Origin of the sequence: Moorena producens 3L (assembly GCF_000211815.1) — a bacterium.
GTDB classification, from domain to species: Bacteria; Cyanobacteriota; Cyanobacteriia; order Cyanobacteriales; family Coleofasciculaceae; genus Moorena; species Moorena producens.
In genome coordinates, this window is record NZ_GL890969.1 from 33,427 (window position 1) to 51,563 (window position 18,137).

Annotated in this window: 20 protein-coding genes and 1 pseudogene; 10 read left to right on the forward strand and 11 right to left on the reverse strand. The window is 43.9% G+C overall.

Annotation, left to right across the window (positions count from 1 at the left end; translation table 11 throughout):
- Positions 1-449: 449 nt before the first annotated feature.
- The gene (locus tag LYNGBM3L_RS28110) at positions 450-986 is read left to right on the forward strand and encodes an NADPH-dependent FMN reductase (RefSeq protein ID WP_008189403.1); all 537 of its coding nucleotides are present in this window, start codon (positions 450-452) and stop codon (positions 984-986) included.
- A gap of 425 nt (positions 987-1,411) precedes the next feature.
- On the opposite strand, the gene LYNGBM3L_RS28115 is transcribed toward LYNGBM3L_RS28110, so the two are convergent.
- Entirely contained in the window at positions 1,412-2,113 is a 702-nt protein-coding gene (locus tag LYNGBM3L_RS28115) for a Crp/Fnr family transcriptional regulator (protein ID WP_008189404.1), read from the reverse strand.
- Between the two features lie 70 nt (positions 2,114-2,183).
- Between LYNGBM3L_RS28115 and LYNGBM3L_RS28120 the strand changes: the two genes are divergently transcribed.
- From LYNGBM3L_RS28120 to trpE, 3 genes are all read left to right on the forward strand, one after another.
- Entirely contained in the window at positions 2,184-3,128 is a 945-nt protein-coding gene (locus tag LYNGBM3L_RS28120; RefSeq protein ID WP_161603198.1) for a DALR anticodon-binding domain-containing protein, read from the forward strand.
- 1,066 nt (positions 3,129-4,194) lie between these two features.
- The gene (locus tag LYNGBM3L_RS28125) at positions 4,195-4,623 is read left to right on the forward strand and encodes a photosystem I reaction center subunit II PsaD (RefSeq protein ID WP_008189408.1); all 429 of its coding nucleotides are present in this window, start codon (positions 4,195-4,197) and stop codon (positions 4,621-4,623) included.
- A gap of 94 nt (positions 4,624-4,717) precedes the next feature.
- Complete coding sequence (trpE, locus tag LYNGBM3L_RS28130; protein ID WP_008189413.1) at positions 4,718-6,250, forward strand: anthranilate synthase component I; 1,533 nt, start codon at positions 4,718-4,720, stop codon at positions 6,248-6,250.
- Between the two features lie 78 nt (positions 6,251-6,328).
- On the opposite strand, the gene LYNGBM3L_RS28135 is transcribed toward trpE, so the two are convergent.
- The 4 genes and pseudogenes from LYNGBM3L_RS28135 to LYNGBM3L_RS49570 all read right to left on the reverse strand — a co-directional run.
- The gene (locus LYNGBM3L_RS28135) at positions 6,329-6,571 is read right to left on the reverse strand and encodes a FeoA family protein (protein WP_008189415.1); all 243 of its coding nucleotides are present in this window, start codon (positions 6,569-6,571) and stop codon (positions 6,329-6,331) included.
- A gap of 203 nt (positions 6,572-6,774) precedes the next feature.
- Positions 6,775-7,137: a zinc ribbon domain-containing protein gene (locus LYNGBM3L_RS47965; protein WP_229414748.1), complete on the reverse strand. Its 363-nt coding sequence runs from the start codon at positions 7,135-7,137 to the stop codon at positions 6,775-6,777.
- 121 nt (positions 7,138-7,258) lie between these two features.
- Complete coding sequence (locus LYNGBM3L_RS47970) at positions 7,259-7,723, reverse strand: hypothetical protein (protein WP_008189419.1); 465 nt, start codon at positions 7,721-7,723, stop codon at positions 7,259-7,261.
- 24 nt (positions 7,724-7,747) lie between these two features.
- Positions 7,748-7,864 (reverse strand): annotated as a pseudogene (locus tag LYNGBM3L_RS49570) (RNA-guided endonuclease TnpB family protein); the annotation flags it as partial.
- On the opposite strand from LYNGBM3L_RS49570, the gene LYNGBM3L_RS49055 reads away from it, so the two are divergent.
- A complete protein-coding gene (locus LYNGBM3L_RS49055; protein ID WP_267872107.1) occupies positions 7,849-7,983 on the forward strand; it encodes a hypothetical protein in 135 nt (44 codons plus the stop codon). The pseudogene LYNGBM3L_RS49570 and the gene LYNGBM3L_RS49055 overlap by 16 nt on opposite strands.
- A 21-nt stretch (positions 7,984-8,004) precedes the next feature.
- On the opposite strand, the gene LYNGBM3L_RS28145 is transcribed toward LYNGBM3L_RS49055, so the two are convergent.
- Positions 8,005-8,484: a recombinase family protein gene (locus LYNGBM3L_RS28145; protein ID WP_008189421.1), complete on the reverse strand. Its 480-nt coding sequence runs from the start codon at positions 8,482-8,484 to the stop codon at positions 8,005-8,007.
- 139 nt (positions 8,485-8,623) lie between these two features.
- Entirely contained in the window at positions 8,624-9,115 is a 492-nt protein-coding gene (locus tag LYNGBM3L_RS28150; protein ID WP_044495154.1) for a photosystem I reaction center protein subunit XI, read from the reverse strand.
- 912 nt (positions 9,116-10,027) lie between these two features.
- Between LYNGBM3L_RS28150 and LYNGBM3L_RS37275 the strand changes: the two genes are divergently transcribed.
- Entirely contained in the window at positions 10,028-10,147 is a 120-nt protein-coding gene (locus tag LYNGBM3L_RS37275; protein ID WP_071986957.1) for a photosystem I reaction center subunit VIII, read from the forward strand.
- 152 nt (positions 10,148-10,299) lie between these two features.
- Here LYNGBM3L_RS37275 and LYNGBM3L_RS34355 read toward each other — a convergent pair whose 3' ends face one another.
- The gene (locus tag LYNGBM3L_RS34355) at positions 10,300-11,637 is read right to left on the reverse strand and encodes a HEAT repeat domain-containing protein (protein ID WP_008189425.1); all 1,338 of its coding nucleotides are present in this window, start codon (positions 11,635-11,637) and stop codon (positions 10,300-10,302) included.
- A 94-nt stretch (positions 11,638-11,731) separates the two neighbouring features.
- The gene (locus tag LYNGBM3L_RS28160) at positions 11,732-12,136 is read right to left on the reverse strand and encodes an NIL domain-containing protein (protein ID WP_008189427.1); all 405 of its coding nucleotides are present in this window, start codon (positions 12,134-12,136) and stop codon (positions 11,732-11,734) included.
- Between the two features lie 267 nt (positions 12,137-12,403).
- On the opposite strand from LYNGBM3L_RS28160, the gene LYNGBM3L_RS28165 reads away from it, so the two are divergent.
- Positions 12,404-13,012 (forward strand): thioredoxin family protein, encoded by a 609-nt coding sequence (locus LYNGBM3L_RS28165; protein WP_008189429.1) that lies wholly within the window; start codon positions 12,404-12,406, stop codon positions 13,010-13,012.
- Between the two features lie 192 nt (positions 13,013-13,204).
- The gene (locus LYNGBM3L_RS28170; RefSeq protein WP_081431929.1) at positions 13,205-13,852 is read left to right on the forward strand and encodes a DUF2062 domain-containing protein; all 648 of its coding nucleotides are present in this window, start codon (positions 13,205-13,207) and stop codon (positions 13,850-13,852) included.
- A gap of 43 nt (positions 13,853-13,895) precedes the next feature.
- Here LYNGBM3L_RS28170 and dndE read toward each other — a convergent pair whose 3' ends face one another.
- Positions 13,896-14,291, reverse strand: coding sequence for a DNA sulfur modification protein DndE (dndE, locus tag LYNGBM3L_RS28175; protein ID WP_008189434.1), 396 nt, complete (start codon positions 14,289-14,291; stop codon positions 13,896-13,898).
- A gap of 390 nt (positions 14,292-14,681) precedes the next feature.
- On the opposite strand from dndE, the gene LYNGBM3L_RS28180 reads away from it, so the two are divergent.
- Complete coding sequence (locus LYNGBM3L_RS28180; protein WP_008189435.1) at positions 14,682-15,494, forward strand: calcium-binding protein; 813 nt, start codon at positions 14,682-14,684, stop codon at positions 15,492-15,494.
- A gap of 87 nt (positions 15,495-15,581) precedes the next feature.
- Entirely contained in the window at positions 15,582-16,115 is a 534-nt protein-coding gene (locus LYNGBM3L_RS28185; RefSeq protein ID WP_044495160.1) for a hypothetical protein, read from the forward strand.
- Here LYNGBM3L_RS28185 and dndD read toward each other — a convergent pair.
- Positions 16,105-18,105: a DNA sulfur modification protein DndD gene (gene dndD, locus LYNGBM3L_RS28190; protein WP_008189437.1), complete on the reverse strand. Its 2,001-nt coding sequence runs from the start codon at positions 18,103-18,105 to the stop codon at positions 16,105-16,107. The genes LYNGBM3L_RS28185 and dndD overlap by 11 nt on opposite strands.
- Positions 18,106-18,137: the final 32 nt, after the last annotated feature.

Genomic DNA, 18,137 nt, shown 5'->3' on the forward strand with positions numbered 1-18,137 from the left:
ATTTAATAATTAGATGCGGAAAGCCCACCTATGCCTTATCGGTCAAAGCATGATGGTCGAATTTATCGTTGCGGTCATGATCGACATACTCCGATCTGCTACAACAGGAGTTTGACAAAGTTGCTGCCAACTTGCTAGACTATACGTAGTCATAACGACTACGTATAAAATTGGCTTTCCTTGATAATTGGTAGCTTTCACGACAAAAAATCACAACTTAAGGTGCGACGCGAAGGTGCGACCCAAGGGCGCGAGCAATCCCTCGCGCCCTTGGAGGCGCGCACCTATAGCGAATTTAATTCTTAATGGGAAAGCGCACCTAACCTACTGAAACACTCAGCACTCAGCTTGGTTGACGGTTGACAGTCAACCAGACTAAGCACTCAGCAATCAGTACTCAGTACTAAGCACTCAGCAATCAGCACTATAGTTAAACAGAGGTTAGTGAGATGGTGAACATTGTTGGAATTAGTGGTAGTTTACGTCCTGAATCCTATAGCTATCAGGCTCTAGAGCATGCTATAGACCGAGTGAAAGCTAATGGTGTATCCACTGAAATCCTCGACTTGCGTCAGATGCAATTACCATTTTGCACTGGTGATAGTGACTATCCAGACTATCCAGATGTCACCCGATTACAGGAAACCGTGAAGCAAGCCGATGGCTTAATTCTGGCAACACCGGAATATCACGGTGGTGTGAGTGGTGTACTTAAAAATGCCCTAGATTTGATGAGTTTTGAACATCTCGAAGGGAAAGTTACCGGTTTGATTAGTGTATTGGGGGGTCAGTCTAATAGTAACGCTCTCAATGACCTACGGATAATTATGCGCTGGGTACATAGTTGGGTGATTCCAGAGCAGATTGCCATTGGTCAGGCTTGGAAAGCCTTTGGTGAAGATGGCAAGCTTTTGGATAAAAAACTCTCCGAGCGCTTCGATAAATTTGCTGAAAGTTTGGTAGCAAATACTCAGAAGTTAAGGTAAGCGCAAATCGGGTTAGGGACTTGGGTGTAAAAAAAAATACCAATTAAAGTAGGGTGGGCAAAGTATAGCAATTTCGGGCTTTGCCCGACGCGGGGCGCGTTCGCGCCCCGCGTGGCCTACGGCCAAACGCGAACGGAGCAGCCAGTAGCGCTGCATCGCTTTGTCCCTCAAATTTGGAAATTTGGAAACACCATTACACCCATTGCCATAAAAACATTTATATAAAAAAACTGGCTGTGTTGTGAAGGGTGTTACCCCTCACAGCACAACCAAGCTGATCATCAATTACGGCACAGGATGGCTGATTTGTGCGATCTGTTAGGTATATATTTATTAAAAAGGAATTTAGCATGGCTGTGTTGCCAGTTTGGCAGTAAATTAGATTTCCACTGCAATTACTCGAACACAAGCATCTACAAGTGTACCTAATTAGGAGTTATCTTAGGTACTGAGTCACCTGATAAGCAAATTAAATTATCCTTCTGAGTGTTGATGATTCCCCGTTGGCGAAGCTTTCCTATCAACCGAGTGACAGTCACGCGGGTGGAGCCAATGGCACTACCGATTTGTGCATGAGTTAAGGGAAATGGTAAGCAGTAACCTTGTTCACACGGTTCCCCGAACTCTTCAACCAATAATATGAGAAATCCCAAGAGCCGATCAATGGTTCGTCGCTGTCCTAAGGTACTCAGCCAGAGGAGTTTGCGTTGATGCTGAAGCCTAAATGCATCTAAGATCTCCCGTCGGAAGTGTGGCCAGTTGTCTAAGTCATCCCAGTACATCCATACCACAGCAGTTTGCTCAACGTGGGAGTAAGCCTGAAGTGTGAAGGGTGAAAGGGCAACAATTTCAAAGGGCTGACCGGCACCAATGAATCCTAAAAACGCTTCTTCCATATTCTGATGGGAGCATTGAGCTCCAGAAAAATTGGGGCTAGCGCTGACTTGAGAAGTACCCACCAAACGGATTGCCCCCCGCTCTACCAAATACAACAACCCAGGACGGGTAGGAATCCGCTCATCTTTGCTAAACGTCCTATAACGGTAGTGTTCCTGTCCCCAATCTAAGATCCTTTGCCAAGTTACAAAGGGTCGGGATGCCTCTAATGGGTCGGATGGTGAATACATAAGCTCCGAGCCTGATGGATACACAAGTTTATCTAGATCTTACATGGAGTCCAAAGTAACAAAAAATACCTTGAGAAGTAGCTCATGGCGCGTAAATTTGTCAGGTAATTCTGCTGCTCTGAGTACCCGATTACAACAACAGATATCGAGAGCAATAGTATATTCTGGTATTCCCCAGTTGATATTGGAAACGATTCCTTTAGAAAGGTGCTCAGATAATACTGGTGTAGCATATCGCTCAGCGATCGCTCTCAAGCTTTCTCGCGCCATGCAGCAAAGTCCTCTCGCCATTGCTCATCAGTTAACTGTATCTTTGCCAACCATAACTCAAGATGCTGGGAAACAAAACTTGATCGAATTCGAGGTTGAAGTAGCTCCCCCAGGCTGGATTAATTTTTGGCTGACAGATCAGGGGTTAGCAACTTGGTTACAAGATTGGATTCAACCTTCAACAGACACCCTGATTAGCTTTCGCCCTCAACAAGGTCAAAAGAATCTCTTGCCCTACTTAGAACTTACCACTCAGCACTCAGCACTCTTCTCACAAGATACTTCCAAGATCTTTAGAGTTCAGTATGCCCATGCTCGTTGCTGCTCACTCCTGGGCTTGGCTCATCGCCAGGGCTTAATCCAGATTCAGAGTATGGACTTGAAAACCTCTAAGGGACTCATAGTTGTGCCATATCCAATTCCCTGGTTAAAAGACGACTTAGGAAAAGGAACAAAGCAGCCGCTTATACAGTTGGTCCATCCAGCAGAAAGACTTTTGATTGGTCAAATCATGGACTTGACAGACTACTTTAGTGGAACTGAATCAAAGCATTGGCTAAAATTGGCAAGTTCTGTGAGCAATGCTTTTGAGCAGTTCTACCGTAGCTGTCGCATTTGGGGGGAGGTGAAACACCAGACCCCTAGGCTGGCTCAAGCAAGGTTAGGATTAGTGGGAGTAACTCAAGTAGTCTTGCGATCGCTTCTAGAAGACCAACTAGGTGTCCTTGCACCAGGTGAACTTTGACCGAAAAAAAAAATTTGCCAAAGGGGTTGACAAATCCAGAAAGTTTTCGGTATATTTACGGATGTGTGAGGAGCGAACCAGTCAGGGAACCGAGACGAAACACGGCCAGTCGTCGGTTCCCTTTCTGATTTAATTGCCGGATTTAATTTTCTGATTTAATTGGCCGAGGCAGATACCGCCAGTAGCAAAGCTGGCTTGATGCCCAAAGGCGGGCTCTTTGACAAAAAAAATGGGTCTCAAGCCCCGTCCTTCGTTCGACGGCTTTTAATAAAATTACTAGAATAGAAGAGTGGCCTAACACAGACAGGATTCGTCGGTACTGTCATAACCTCACGACGTAAAGCGATGTTAGCACCTGAGGCGCGAAAAACCTCATTAAAAACGTATGGATCCTAACAAATACCGCAAACCAGTAAAGTAAACCTTAAAAGATAAAAAGTACCGTGGGGCACACGGAAACTGAGGAAACTCAACGCTTAGGGAGATAAGCCCACTGGGGTTAGTTAAATTAGGCTAGGTATTTGGTTCTTAAACGGATATTTGGCTTAAGTATTGCCTTTGACGGATAGCTAATTTTAAGGCATGTCGAGGAACTAAGAATCCCCGTCCATAAGCGGGCGGAGAGTGTCAACTAAGCCAATAATTGACCATTACCAATAGCCAGGGCTGGGATTGATGAGGCTGGGATTGGTGATAAGCCCAAAATTACCAGATAGGCAAGTATAGGAGTATTTCAGTTAAAGAAAATTAAGGTTGGCAAAATTTCCACAACGATCAGGGTAGGGTGGTGTTGGTAGCCTCATGTCATTGCCTTGACGGGTAACTAGGGCTTATTTTGTGTGTTGTTGCTTGTTTTTGTTTGTAATAGCTCCTTTGTCATCAGCCGGAAGTCCCTTGGCAGAAGAAATCACAAATGACCAATCACTAAGACCAATCACTAAGACCAATGACTAAAATCACGAATAGCTAAAGAACTGTTACAGTTCTTGACAAAGTAGCCAGACAGGTATGAAGTCGATGATAGCATTCCCTTGAATGCCTTATTTATAGACACGAGAAAAAAACTATGGCAGAAGAACTGACGGGACAAACTCCCATATTTGGTGGTAGCACTGGCGGATTGCTGACCAAAGCTGAAGTTGAAGAAAAATACGCTATCACCTGGACAAGCTCAAAAGAGCAAGTGTTTGAAATGCCTACTGGTGGGGCTGCCATCATGAATGAAGGGGAAAACTTGCTCTACTTAGCTCGTAAGGAACAGTGTCTGGCATTGGGAACCCAACTGCGGACGAAATTTAAGCCCAAAATCGAAGACTATAAAATTTACCGGGTTTATCCCAATGGTGAAATCCAGTTTCTGCATCCTGCAGATGGGGTATTCCCAGAGAAAGTCAACGAAGGGCGTCCCTATGCAGGGAAAATAGACCGCAATATTGGCAGCAACCCAGAACCTGCAACTATCAAGTTCAGTGGGAAGGCAGCTTACGAGGTTTAATTAATCAGTGATAAGGTAAAGGGGAAAAAGTTGAACGTTGTGACCAACAGTTTCAGCTGTTTGCCGAATTTTCAACCTTGAGCTGAGAAAGACCATGATTTTCCCAGATTTTTCCCAATTTTCAACCGTAGCTCAACAAGGTAATTTTGTACCGGTAACCCAGGAGTGGGTGGCGGATTTAGAAACGCCAGTTTCTGCCTGGTATAAGGTCTGTGCTGGTCAACCCTACAGCTTCTTGTTGGAATCGGTAGAAGGTGGTGAAAATCTGGGACGTTACAGTTTACTTGGTTGTGACCCCCTGTGGGTATTGGAAACTAGGGGAAATCGCACGACTCAGACCAACCGGGATGGGTCAGTAACAGTATTTGAGGGAGACCCCTTTGAAACCTTAGGGAATTGTCTGAAATCCTATCAACCTGTAAATTTACCCCAATTGCCGCCAGGAATTGGGGGTTTGTTCGGTTTCTGGGGTTATGAGTTAATTCGTTTTTGTGAATCCCGTGTGCCAATTTATCCTCTACAGTCCAATGACTTGCCCGATGGATTGTGGATGCAAGTGGACAACCTGATTATTTTTGATCAGGTCAAGCGTAAGATTTGGGTGATCGCTTATGCTGATTTACGACAGGCCCAAGGAGATTTAGAGGCAGCCTATCAAAAAGCATGCGATCGCGTTCGTACTCTGGTCAACAAACTGCAAGGGCAGCTCTTAGGTAAGGACACAGTACTCCCATGGACACCTCCAAATAGTGGTACTCAAGAACTGTCTTATATAAGCAATACAGACAAGTCCCAGTTTTGCGCTAATGTCGAAAAAGCGAAAGACTATATCCGAGCTGGGGATATCTTTCAGGTCGTATTATCCCAGCGCCTCTCGACAGAATACAAAGGTGACCCTTTTGCCCTTTACCGTTCCCTAAGGCTGATTAATCCCTCCCCCTACATGGCTTATTTTAATTTTGGGGACTGGCAAATCATTGGATCTAGCCCAGAGGTAATGGTTAAGGCAACAGCTTCCCCAGAGGAAAAAATCCAGGCAACGTTACGACCAATTGCTGGAACTCGACGTCGGGGTCAAACTCCTCAAGAAGACGAAGCTCTAGCTCAGGAGTTACTCGAAGATCCAAAGGAAATTGCCGAACACATTATGTTGGTTGACCTGGGTCGGAATGACCTGGGTCGTGTGTGCAAGAGTGGTACAGTCAGAGTGGATCAACTGATGCTCATTGAGCGCTACTCCCACGTCATGCACATTGTTAGCAATGTAGTAGGGGAGCTGGATGCTAGTAAAACAGCTTGGGATTTACTGAAAGCTTGTTTCCCTGCGGGGACAGTGAGTGGAGCCCCCAAAATTCGGGCAATGGAAATCATTCAGGAACTGGAACCAGAACGTCGCGGGCCTTACTCGGGTGTCTATGGCTGGTACGATTTTGAAGGTCAGCTCAATAGTGCGATCGCAATCCGGACTATGGTAGTTCGCCCATGTGGTTCTGGTAAACATACCGTGTCAGTGCAAGCTGGTGCTGGCTTGGTAGCAGATTCTGACCCAGAAAAAGAATATCAAGAAACCCTCAATAAAGCTAGAGGCTTACTAGAGGCTATCCGCTGTTTAGACTTTGAGCAGTAAGCTATCAGCTAGGCGCGCCCCTGCAGGGAACGGGACGATAGCTTACTGCTAAAATCGCCCCTAACCGCTAACCGCTAACTATTCCTTCACAGGGTTAACTAGAATCATGCTAGCTTCTTGCCGTCGGATAGCTACTTCTGTGGTGGAACCAACTCGAATGTGCAACGGTCCCCCAAACCAGGCTGAGCGCAACACTTGTACCTGTCGATTAGGAATAATGCCAATTGCTTCTAGTCGATTGGCGAGACCTTCGACTTGCAAACCTATCTGAACTTTCTCGATAATGGCAAGCTTTCCAGGTTTTAATTCGGCTAAAGTCATTTAATTAATTAATAATTGGTTTGAGAAAATTCCGATACTTTTTAGCTACCAAAGTCTACCAAAGGCAGACCTTAGCTCGCCAATGCAAGGTGATTTCTCACCCAGGGTGTATCTACCAAAGCATGGCCGTAGGCCACGCTGCGCGAACGAAGAAATATTCCACGAGCGCCATTTAGATCTCGTTCGCGAAGCGTGACCTTTGGTCAATCCATCTTTTGGCCATCAATTCCTGACTTGATGATTTTACTCGCGCCGATCTTGACTAATTCACCCCTCCAGCTAACAGTTTTGCTGGTATAGGCTTCACAAACATCAACAACAGTTTTACCCGTTTCAAATGCTTTATGCTTGAGGAACTCTTTGAACCTGTAGTGAGCAAAGGAGAGCATATTGCGAACGGTCTTTGATCGAATCTTCCGATCTTGTCGTTTTGACATTTGAGATGTCTCAAAGGTTGGAAGTAAGATTACATCAAAGTTGTCTACCAGAAACCTAGCGGCTTTGTGATGCAACTCGTTGATTAAATTCTGTATTCTAATAACTATCGGTCTAGCCGCTTTTCTCATTCGACGTTTCTGCTTACCTTTTGCCTTACTGATTTTTGAGATCAGATTATCCAAGTGGTGGCATAAACGCTGAATTCTGGAAAAGTCACCATGGCCGATCTTGCCTACATAATTTTCACGCTCATAATGTCAAAAAAGTCCTGACACCGGTATCAAGAGCAACTACCTTACCTTGGTTCTCGGTTTTATTTCTAGTTACTTTGTGGGGAACTACCAGGTAATAGTCCCCATTGGTGCTAGTTAATCGACAGTCACAGATCTGATCCGGTAGTGTTTCAGCAAAGGTTAATTTACCTAATTTAGTGTGATAAATACCTTTGACTGAAACAGCCGACTTTGGAATGTAGCAAGACTGAAAAGGGTTCTTCCTAGAACGAAAACGAACTCGATTAATTTGCCCACTTTTATTGTACTTTTTTTTAGCTTCCTTTACCGCAGTGCAAGCATCCTTAATCCCTATAGATTTAATTTGATAAGGGACTTCCTTACACCATTCAGGGAGGCTATTTAAGATGTCAGTTTTGATGGCTTTCCAGTTAGCTTTAACCTCGCCATCCTTAAGTATTTCGACGGTTCTGTTAAACACATAACGGGACACTCCAAACCACTGGCGAATAGTTGCACGTTGATCAGCGTTTAGGAATAGTCGGATCTTCTTTGATTTTTGAACCGTACTTTCATTGTCCGTGGACTCTACAAGAGAAGACGTGAATGATGGACAGAAGATTGACCTTTGGTCATGGTTCGCGAGCGGCGGTAAGTTCTCATTCTAGACAACTTTTAGTGTCGTTGAGAACCACGAGTTTTCCACCGTTGAGACTGACCGGAGATGAAACCTTAGAGTAGTGCAGCCTTACTACAAAACCTTTACCCTATGCTGCATAATTTACCAACTATAAAGGCTGCACTACTCTTACGGTAACTTCTAACCAAGTATTCAAAGAGTTCAAACCCAAACCGGGTAAGTCTGTCTCTACAGGCAACAATAATTGTGAGCTTATCGCCCCGCATAAGTCGTTCCAGTATGGTTTTAAGCCCTTTGCGTTTGTAGTTGAGACCTGACTCGATGTCTTGGATGATTTCCGCTTCTGGGTACAGGGAATGCAGATCAGCGACCTGTCGATCAAGGTGATCCCACTGTTTTCTGCTGCTGAGGAGGCAGTAACAGATAGTAGCAGTTTGAGCCATGGGTACTTTTCCGAGGCTGAGTAAGCTTTCCGTGTCAAAGAGCCGGTAGCCGCTTGGGATTCGTTCACATTTGATCGTGCCATTGTCGGCATATTTCCGAAGAGTATTTTTGGAAAGTCCCGTCAGTTCGACCGCCTTACGGAGTGGTATTAGTGCCATCACTATAGTCTACCGAACCTTAGTAGATTTTGGTAGACTATATGACACTTTTAGTAACTGTCCACTAACCTTACTCTCTTGCTTAGCTATCGGCTTTCGCCGACCCTGCGCGATCAGAAACTCTTGTCTCCAGTCAGAGTTAAGAGGACCATACTCCACTAGCAATCTTTTGCAGTGGCGCTAGATGAGGTGTCAGGCATAGGAAATAGGCAAAAACTGCCCCGCCACAAGCACCAAGGAAGAAACCACTGGCAAATTCACTCCAGCCTTCTTTAGTTCCTAAGTCTTCTGGTGGATTGGGTGTGGTCAATGTTGCCTTAGGTTTGCCGGAGCCAGCCGCTCCATAAATAGATAAAGCAACTGTCAGAAGAGCCACTAAGCCAACTGTTGCCAGTAAACCAGCTGTGCTGGCATACTCTGTCCCACGCAACGGACCTAGTAAGGCAAACGGTCCATACAGAAAGTAGCCATGAGCCATACCAACTTCTAGACCCCGGCGATTGGCTGATAGCCCTTGACGGTAGGCTGGCAAGTTGTTGATGAAAGCTTTTGTGAAAGCAGAGGAATTAATTGGGGTGGCTAGATTACCCACTTGGGGATCTCCACCATGGTTAATTACATCCATCGTCATTGTAAATTTATCTCCTATCAAATCGGATAAACCCCTTGAGTAATCATACTTTAGGGGGGAGAAAAGGAACTGAAAGAATCAGCGCGAGTAATCGTCGCTGAGAAGCGCATCCTCTCGTAACGAATTATACGAGATATTGTTCTTTTTATTAACCTTTTTAGTCAATGGCAAAAATTTTAGCTTTAGTTCTTTACCGTAATATAACCTTTGTAAAACCATTGTAATCACCTAAAACCAAGGGTTTTGATGACTAACCCCCTTTCAGTCTCTTTGGTTTTTGTAACAAAAAGTAATTAATTTTTGTAAAGAATTTCGGTCAACTTTTGTTAAAAATCTTAATAATTATCCGACTGGCATAAACTTTCCAGTAATCTGAGCCATTGAAGAAACTGGGTCGTTGGTATAAGGGCAGGTTGGGATAACCCCTCCCATGCTACGAGGTGAAACGGGAAGTTAACCCAAATTGAATGGAGTTGTGTGCTTTTGTCTAGGTCAACGACAGGTGTTGATGTCAATAGAGGGATGGCAGACTGATTAGAATTGACTCTATCAAAGACTCAGCAAGGGCAGAAGCAATCATCAGGTTTTTGCCACAGGTTGTATGGGAAATTCCGAGGTAGATCTTGGTATTTCATAGTCCTGAAGCGTGATAGGATTAACTTGTCGAAAAAATCGATAGTAATCTACCCCTCTAGTAAGCGGGTATCTGCCGTGTTCCAGTCATCTGGATAACAGTGCTGGCTCTTTAAATATAGAGCAAAGCCCTGGCTCGGCAGTGTAAGACCGAGACTTACTTAGGTAGGTAGAGGCTTGCTTGAGATCAAACCGGCAACCAACACCATTCTTAATTGGGTTGGTGTGGTAAAAGGTTCAACTTGTTACTGTATTAATAGGCAAATAGGAAAATAAGATATGACAGGCGCATACGCAGCTTCTTTCTTACCAACGATGCTAGTCCCCTTCATAGGCTTAGTTATGCCTACTGTAGTTTTGGGACTTTTGTTTATCCACATTGAAAGCGACGCTGACTAAACAAGCTAGAAGTCCTGCAGGATACCAGCCCCCTTTTTTCAAGGGAGTATCGGTGAGAGTGGGACTCAATCATGGGGGTTGACTCCCGAGAAAGGGTGATCAATCCCCACATCCCTAGGGTTTTGGGCTATGCTTTTCGATTAGAGCACTCGTTAAGGCTTAGAGGGCTTTACAGTCTTCTGAGCAGGTTTGGGCTTAGGAGTTCGCCGATAACTCTTAAACTGACTAATCCCAGCACTGGCGGATTTAACCACATTACTATCTGGATCCCTTAATGCCCTTTCAAGCAAGGGTATAACTTTTTCAGATTTAATATTACTCAGGGCTTCAACAGCAGACTGTCGCACGGATGGTTGGGGATCTTGAATCAATTTGCCGATCAGCGGTATGGCCTGTTGAATTTCGGCTCTGAGTCCAAGACCCGCAGCAATTTTACCCAAGGCTGATGCAATTGAGCCCCGAATAAGGCTTTCAGGATGATTGATGTACTTACTTAACTGGGGAATATCCCTGGCTTGAGCATAATTTCCCAAAGCAGTTATGGTTTCATCCAAGTCCTGATCACTTTGGCTGGACTGATCAGTAATACTTGGGGTTTCTGTCAGCATTGTTTGCTCTGGCTGACTCGGCTCAGGCAACATTTCGTCCTTGACCACTGGTTGAGGCTCGTCTTGATTTGTTTCTGCCTCTTGTAATAATTCGACTAATTCATTACCAGTTTGCGCTGAAGTTTCCTCTGTTTCATCTAGGTTATTAACCTCGTCTGGTATTGGGGATTTATGAGCTTGTTCTAATTCAGCAATTTTTTGATGGGCTAACTCTAAATCAGCCTGATATTTCGCTTCCAAAGATTGCAGCTCTTGGCGAAAATTAGACTCAAGTTCTTCCTTTAACTGATGGGTAGCTTGTGTCAATTGTTCTTGATATTTTGCTTCCGAGGATTGGACAGTTTCCAGAAGACTAGCATCAAGTTGTTGCTTCAGCTCATTAGTGGTTTGGGTTAACTGAGCCTGATAATTTTCCTGTAAAGATTCGGCAGGAGCAGCAGCAGATTGCAGCTCTTGGCGAAAATTAGACTCAAGTTCTTCCTTTAACTGATGGGTAGCTTGTGTCAATTGTTCTTGATATCTTGCTTCCGAGGATTGGACAGTTTCCAGAAGACTAGCATCAAGTTGTTGCTTCAGCTCATTAGTGGTTTCGGTTAACTGAGCCTGATAATTTTCCTGTAAAGATTGGGCAGGAGGAGCAGGGCTAGACTCTAACTGCTGTTTGACTTCGGCAATTTTATGATTTAACTGCTCTCGATAACTTTCTTGCAGAGCTTGAGAACTTTGTTGTACCCTAGTCTCATACTTATTTTGAAAAACTTCTAATTTTCTGTCGGTTTGTTCGGATAGAAAATCCAGTTTATTTTGCAGTACAAAAAATACGATTGCCCCAACAACGGCTGCTGCAAGTATAGCTACAATAAGAATAATAATTGGGTTCATGAGGGCTCCTCTTGGGGTTGATATTTAGTTGATTTTATCTGAAAGTGTGCCTGAAGACAGGGTTGTTGGGCAATAGCTTAAGGCGTCTGAAATCTTAAAAATTTGTAGAAATGGCCTGAACAGGGCAAGTGGGGATACACTGCTCACAGACAATGCAACGCGATCGCTTAAACTTCAGTCTGAATGTCTCTGGCTCAAGAATCAGGGCTTGAGTGGGACAAACCCCAGTACATAAGCCACAATCGACACAACTATCCTCATCAATCAAAATCTCGCGACTTAGCAGGGAAACATCAATGTTTTGCGTCCGCATCCACTCAATCGCAGCATCCAACTCATCAATGTCGCCAGATAACTCTAGCACAAGTTTGCCGATTTGATTGGGAGCAACTTGGGCCCGGATAATATTGGCAGCCACATTAAAATCCTTTGCCAGTCGGTAAGCCACCGGCATCTGAATCGCCCGTCGGGGAAAGGTCAGGGTTACCCGTTTTTTCATTGTGATTTGTCAAACTTTATCAGTAGGCCAGTAAAAATAAACGTAACATTTGCACTTGTTTACAGTTCACTGTCAACAGTCAGCCGTCAACCGTCAACAAAAAACGTTTGAATCTAATCTACTTCTAAGTTACTCAGAAGTTACGCCCCAAACCCTACTATTGCTGGATTTATAACGAGAAACCGGGTTTTAAGGCTGTTGGTGCCTAAGTCTTGTTGTTGTAAAATGTAAACAATTATAAAGTTGTACCAAGAAAGTTGTAGCAAGATGGCTATTAATTCACCAGACTCAACTACACCATCATCCTCCCCTTCAGTACCCACTAGTGGCAGCCGGATCAGAAACTTTTTAATTGCCCTAGTAGCGATCGCACTGGGTATTGCCCTATTCTTGGGATTAAAAACTGAGACTAGTCTCGGTTCCTTGGAAGCCCAAGCCGAAGCATCTACCCCTCTAGAGGTTGCACTGAGCAATGGCAAGCCAACCTTGATGGAGTTTTATGCCAACTGGTGTACCAGCTGTCAAGCCATGGCAAAGGATTTGGGTGAAGTGAAACAGCAGTATAAAACCAAAGTCAATTTTGTCATGCTGAATGTGGATAACAGCAAGTGGTTACCAGAATTGGTCAAGTATCGAGTAGATGGTATTCCTCATTTTGTGTTTTTTGATGAAGCCAGCACAGTGATCGCCCAAACTATTGGAGAACAACCCCGTCAAGTACTCGAAGCTAACTTAGATGCAATAGTAACCCATGTGCCATTACCCTATAGCCAAGCTAGTGGTACGGTTTCGGATATTGACGATTCCCTATCAATTACAATAACGAATCAAGATGATCCTCGTAGCCATGGTAGTCAGGTAAAAGGCACAAGGTAAAAGGCACAAGGTAAAAGGCAACAAGCTTGCATAGAATTTATTGAGATTTTTGCAGCTTTATTTCCCCTTTTGGCCTTTGGCTTTAGCCCTTGAAGCTGATTTTCCGCTACAGTAAAGATTAGCTGCTGACTAATAATCTGCCCCAGAATAATCTGCCCCAGTTGCTAGAGGGTTGCTGATTGATTTGCGAAAATGTCTAGAAAATCCCTGTCAAGCTACCCACAGCCTTTACCCTCAGCCACCAAACCCCTTGAGCTAGGTAAACGAAAGTCGATCAGACCGAGGGGAACTTTTAGACGACGCCTAAAATACATATATTGGCGCTTAGTTCGTATGCAAGGAAAACCAGAAGCGATCGCACGAGGTTTAGCATGTGGTGTGTTTGCTGGGTTCTTTCCGCTGTTTGGTCTCCAGTTAATTATAGGGATTTTGCTGGCGGTACTATTGCGAGGTAACAAAATAGCTGCTACTGCTGGAACTTGGATTAGTAATCCCTTGACTTATGTACCGATTTTTGCATTCAACTTTCACGTCGGTGAATGGCTACTGAACCAGGATGAATTGGCTAATGTGAGTTTCCAATCTTGGCAGGAATTTACAGAATTGGGGTCAGAAATTATCCTAACCTTGTTCGTTGGTTGTTTCGCGGTTGGGTTGGTCTGTGCTGTGGTTAGTTATTGGTTGAGTGTGCAGCTGATCCATCGATTGCGGACAAATCGTTCCTTGCAGCATCAGAAAAAGCGATGTTCTCGAAGAGCCGCTACGGGAACGCACCGCATTGAGCACTATAGTTGTGAATCCTCAGTGCTGAGTACTGAGTCCAAGAGTGCTAAGTACTGAGTGCTAAGTAAGACTTCATACTTCACACTTTATCCTTCACACTTCATATTTCATCCTTGATAACAGCCACGGCAATCAAATCCTCAATTTTTTTAATAGTGGTATCCCCTGCTAAGTAACCAATACCTCTATGAAGGTGAAGGCGAAACTGATTCGCTAGGGTTTCTTGTTCCAAACTTAAGCCATCGTTATGGCAGCGTTGTTTGAGAGCAATCAGGAGCATATCAGCCATATCTCCTGCCATAACGCTCCAAGTGAGTTCGACGTTACTATCGGCAGGTATGGGAACCGGAGAGGGCATTGTCGGTTCGGCGAGGGAACGGCAGATTGCCCAGCGACAAAGAACATGCCACTGAGGGATTTTGGTTTGACGTTTGAGTTTAATCAGTTGGTCTTTGGCAGTTTGGGAAAGTGTGATCTGGTTTATTGGCGGTTGCATGAATAAATTAATGCTTAATTGCTTCAACTATTGATTCAAATATTGCTTCACCCTTTTTGGGAAAAGGTTAAAGGTGAAAGGTAGAAGGGAATTTACTTACCTTAAGTGATCGTCTTATCTGACGTTGATCTTTATTGAATCTTTACATTAATCTTCACCTAGTTAATTATACATTTAATCAAGCTCTATGGGTTTTCACCTAAAATTTTTTCAGTAGAATAAAAATTTTGCTGTTTACTACTACTCAACTAAAAAAGTGATCAATGTCTAATGCTGGCGCTGTAATTCTTGTCATGGGAATTAGTAGCGGCTAAAAGCTTTGCGCTCCTACAACGCCAGCTTGGGCGATGACTTGTAACATTCTCGAAACTGTTTCGCGTGCTTTTGATCATGAAAACAATCTTCGGTACACCGGGTGACGACATAATTTCAGCTAGCGGTGGTAACACTACTATTTTCGCTAGCACTGGCAAGGACGATCTTACCGTTTTCCAAGGGGGGAATAATACCATCTTCGCCAATGAAGGCAATCAGGGTGATCGGGTTAGCCTAGGTATGGGCAGCAATAATACTGTCTACACAGGCGTTGGCGATGATGTGATTACAGTCTTTGAAAGTAATGAGAATTTAATCTTTGCAGGGGAGGGGAATAACCAAATCAGCCTGGTTAAAAGTGACAACAATCAGATTTTTGTTGGTGCTGGGGATGACACAATTTTTACGGAAAGGGGGGATAATGAAATCTTTGCTGGTGAGGGGGATAACGTTATCACTACTCTCTTTGGTGACAATATCATCTACATGGGCACTGGGGATGACACAATTACTACTAAATTTGGTGATAATGTTATCTTCGCAGGAGAGGGAGATAACCTGATCGATGCTCAATCCGGTAACAATACGATCTACGCTGGCAGTGGTAATGACCAAATTACGACTGGCTTCGGTGATGATTTAATTTTTGCCGGAGTTGGCAATAATTTTATTAGTGCTGGCATCGGGAATGATACTGTTTTCGCTGGCAGTGGTATTGACGAGTTTTTGCTGTTAGAGGGTGAGGGAGCAGTTACTATTCATGGCTTCCAATCAGGTCAAGATGTCTTCCAAAATAATGAACTCAGTTTTACTGTTTCCGGAAATAATACCTTGGTATTTGCCCAAAGTGGTGATATTTTGGCAACCTTAATGGATGTACAACTATAGCCATCTGAATATCAAGATTCAGCTATCAGTACTCAGCAGTCACTAGAACTTTTTAGGGCAACTTGGCGTCTTTGATAGCAAATACCGATGGGATTTACCTCCATGTACATTCGTAAAACTGTCTTCGCCATTGCCCTATTGATTAGCCCGTTATTGATTACTGCTGGCTGCTATAATAATACAAAAGAGTTAGTTGAAGAACCACAGTTACTGTCAAAACCTCTTACCATCCAGCTAGTCCCAAATACAGACAAAGCAATTACTGCTGGGGAAACTGTCCAATTCGCTTTTAAAGCTGTTAGCGAGCCTGTCAATATCTTAGAGCCGATTCCGTTGAGAATGACTGTCTACCTACCAGATGGTAACCAAAAACAACTCATGGTCGATTTACAAAGTCCAGTTGTCTATTACCCTTGTGATCCTATACCAGGGGAAGACGATTCTTGTAACTATCCGAGGGTGGGTTTGGATCCTACTGCGGATCCTAGTCAGCCCTATCAACCAGGCCCTAGCATTACCTTGGAGCAAGAAGGAGAATACAGGATTACGTTAGACCCTGTCCCAGAAGCACTCCAAGACAAATTGCATGCAAAGTCAACAACATTTATGGTCATGCCGTGACCTGTTCTGAGTAGAAGTAACCCGATTCCACGGTTGTCCGATGTTTTGCTGGGTCATAATTTAGCAAATACTGTTGTGCGATCGCATCAGCGTCTCGTAATTGTTTAGCTTCGACCTTACCAATTTCGGTATCTGTAGACAGCAGAATCACCTGATGGGAGGCGGCGGGGAAGTAACGTTCCACTAGGTTGCTACGATGGGATGAGTCCAATCGTCCGAGGGGGGTATCAATGGCTACGGGTAGATTACGTCCAGAAACACGGGCGAGTCCCCACAATAATGCGATCGCTAATAATTGCTTTTCCCCAGCGGATAGACGATGTTTCGGTACAAGTTTTCCTTGTAGGTCGTACAGGGATAAGCTGAAGTTGTTGGTGTCGATGGCAACTCGATGGACTAGGTCAGATTTATGGAGGAGATAGAGGAAGCATTCGGTTACCTCATGCTCTAATTTATTCAGTTTTCTTAGAGTTAACTGTTCCCGGAAAACCTTAAGGCTCTGTTGGACTTTAGCAGATGCTGTAAGCATATGCTGATCATTTTTGCGGTCAATGGTTTCTTCACCATACCTGGCTAAGTCTTTTTTAGTTTGTGCGATCGCATATCCTAATTTATCGCAGCGGCGTTTGGCGATTTCGTAAGCTGCTTGAGCTTGAGCCAATTCCGTTTGTGCCTGTTTTAGTGCATCTTCGAGTTCTTGATAGGATTCCGGAGGAGCAGCTGTTGCTAGTTGTCTTTTAGTGGCATTAATATCTGCTTCCAGATTTTGGCGCTTAACTAATTGCTCTTCAGCTAATTGCTTTTGAGTTGGTTGGTAGTAAGTCAGGAGATTAGTTAGGGAATGAAACATTTCTTCCTCAGCTCCTAACCAAGCGTCTTTACCCTCTCCAGCCTCTTGCTCTATTTGTTGATTTTCTTTTCCCAAGAACGCTTTAATTTTATCAAATTTTTTAGCAGGCAACTTCAGAGCAGTCAATAAATCTATCAGACGTTGATCACGCTGTTGTAAAATATCTCTAGCTAGTTTTGCCTGTGATGCCCGCGATTCTTTTTCTGCTTGAGCTTGAGCTTGGGTGAGTAGGGGTTCAATTAACGATAGAGGCAAAATACCAGCTGCTAATTCCCTCATCTGTTCACGAATTTGTTCAGCTTTAGTATTGTAGTTATGGAGTTGACTCTCTAGTTGGTTCCGTTGGGCTGCAATTTTGCCACCATCACAGACAAATTTATCAAACGCTTGTTGCTGTTTTTCTCTGGTTTGTTCTAGCTGCTCTTGAGTAATCGCTAACTCTTGTTTAGCTAGTTCATAGTCTGATTGTTGAGAGGAGAGCTTTTTTTCGATATCTTCTAAATTAGACAGTTGCTGTTGATTCGCCATAGATTTACGTTTGCGCGTCACTAAAATATCAAGGTCAATGGCTAAGCGGTCAGCAAGTTCTAGACCAAGTAATGATCGAATCGCTTCCACAACAACCGGGGGTGGTGCTTCCACTTCTGCTAGTTCTTTAACCTGTTCCCCATCAAAAAGAAATAGGTTTGATATTCCTAAGGGCAAGAGATTTTCAATGTACTCGTCCCAAGTATTGGTTAGGGCAGAATCCAGCCAGTCTCCCTCTAAAATGCCTAAGTTATCCTTACCATCTTTCGGTTTTTTTGTCCAATTGCGTACAATCCGATACTCCATGGGCTGGTCGTTCTCGATATGTTCAAAAACTAATTCCACTCGGGTGTTGTCAATAGGTAAGGCATTGCGATTGACTGACTGAGTTAGAAAGTCGCTATAACTCAAATTGCCACGGGTGGAACATTGAGCGCGGTGTCCATATAAAGCCAGACGAATCGCATCCATCATAGTGGTTTTGCCACCACCATTCATACCACCGACTAGAATAATAGGTCGAGAGTTATCATCCCTTTTTGGACAGAGATTGATTACCTGACGCCCGAGATAGGGTCCAAAGTTTTCTAGGACAAGTTCAAGGAAAATCACCAGTTTCTCAAGTACGAAGTTGATTACAAAGT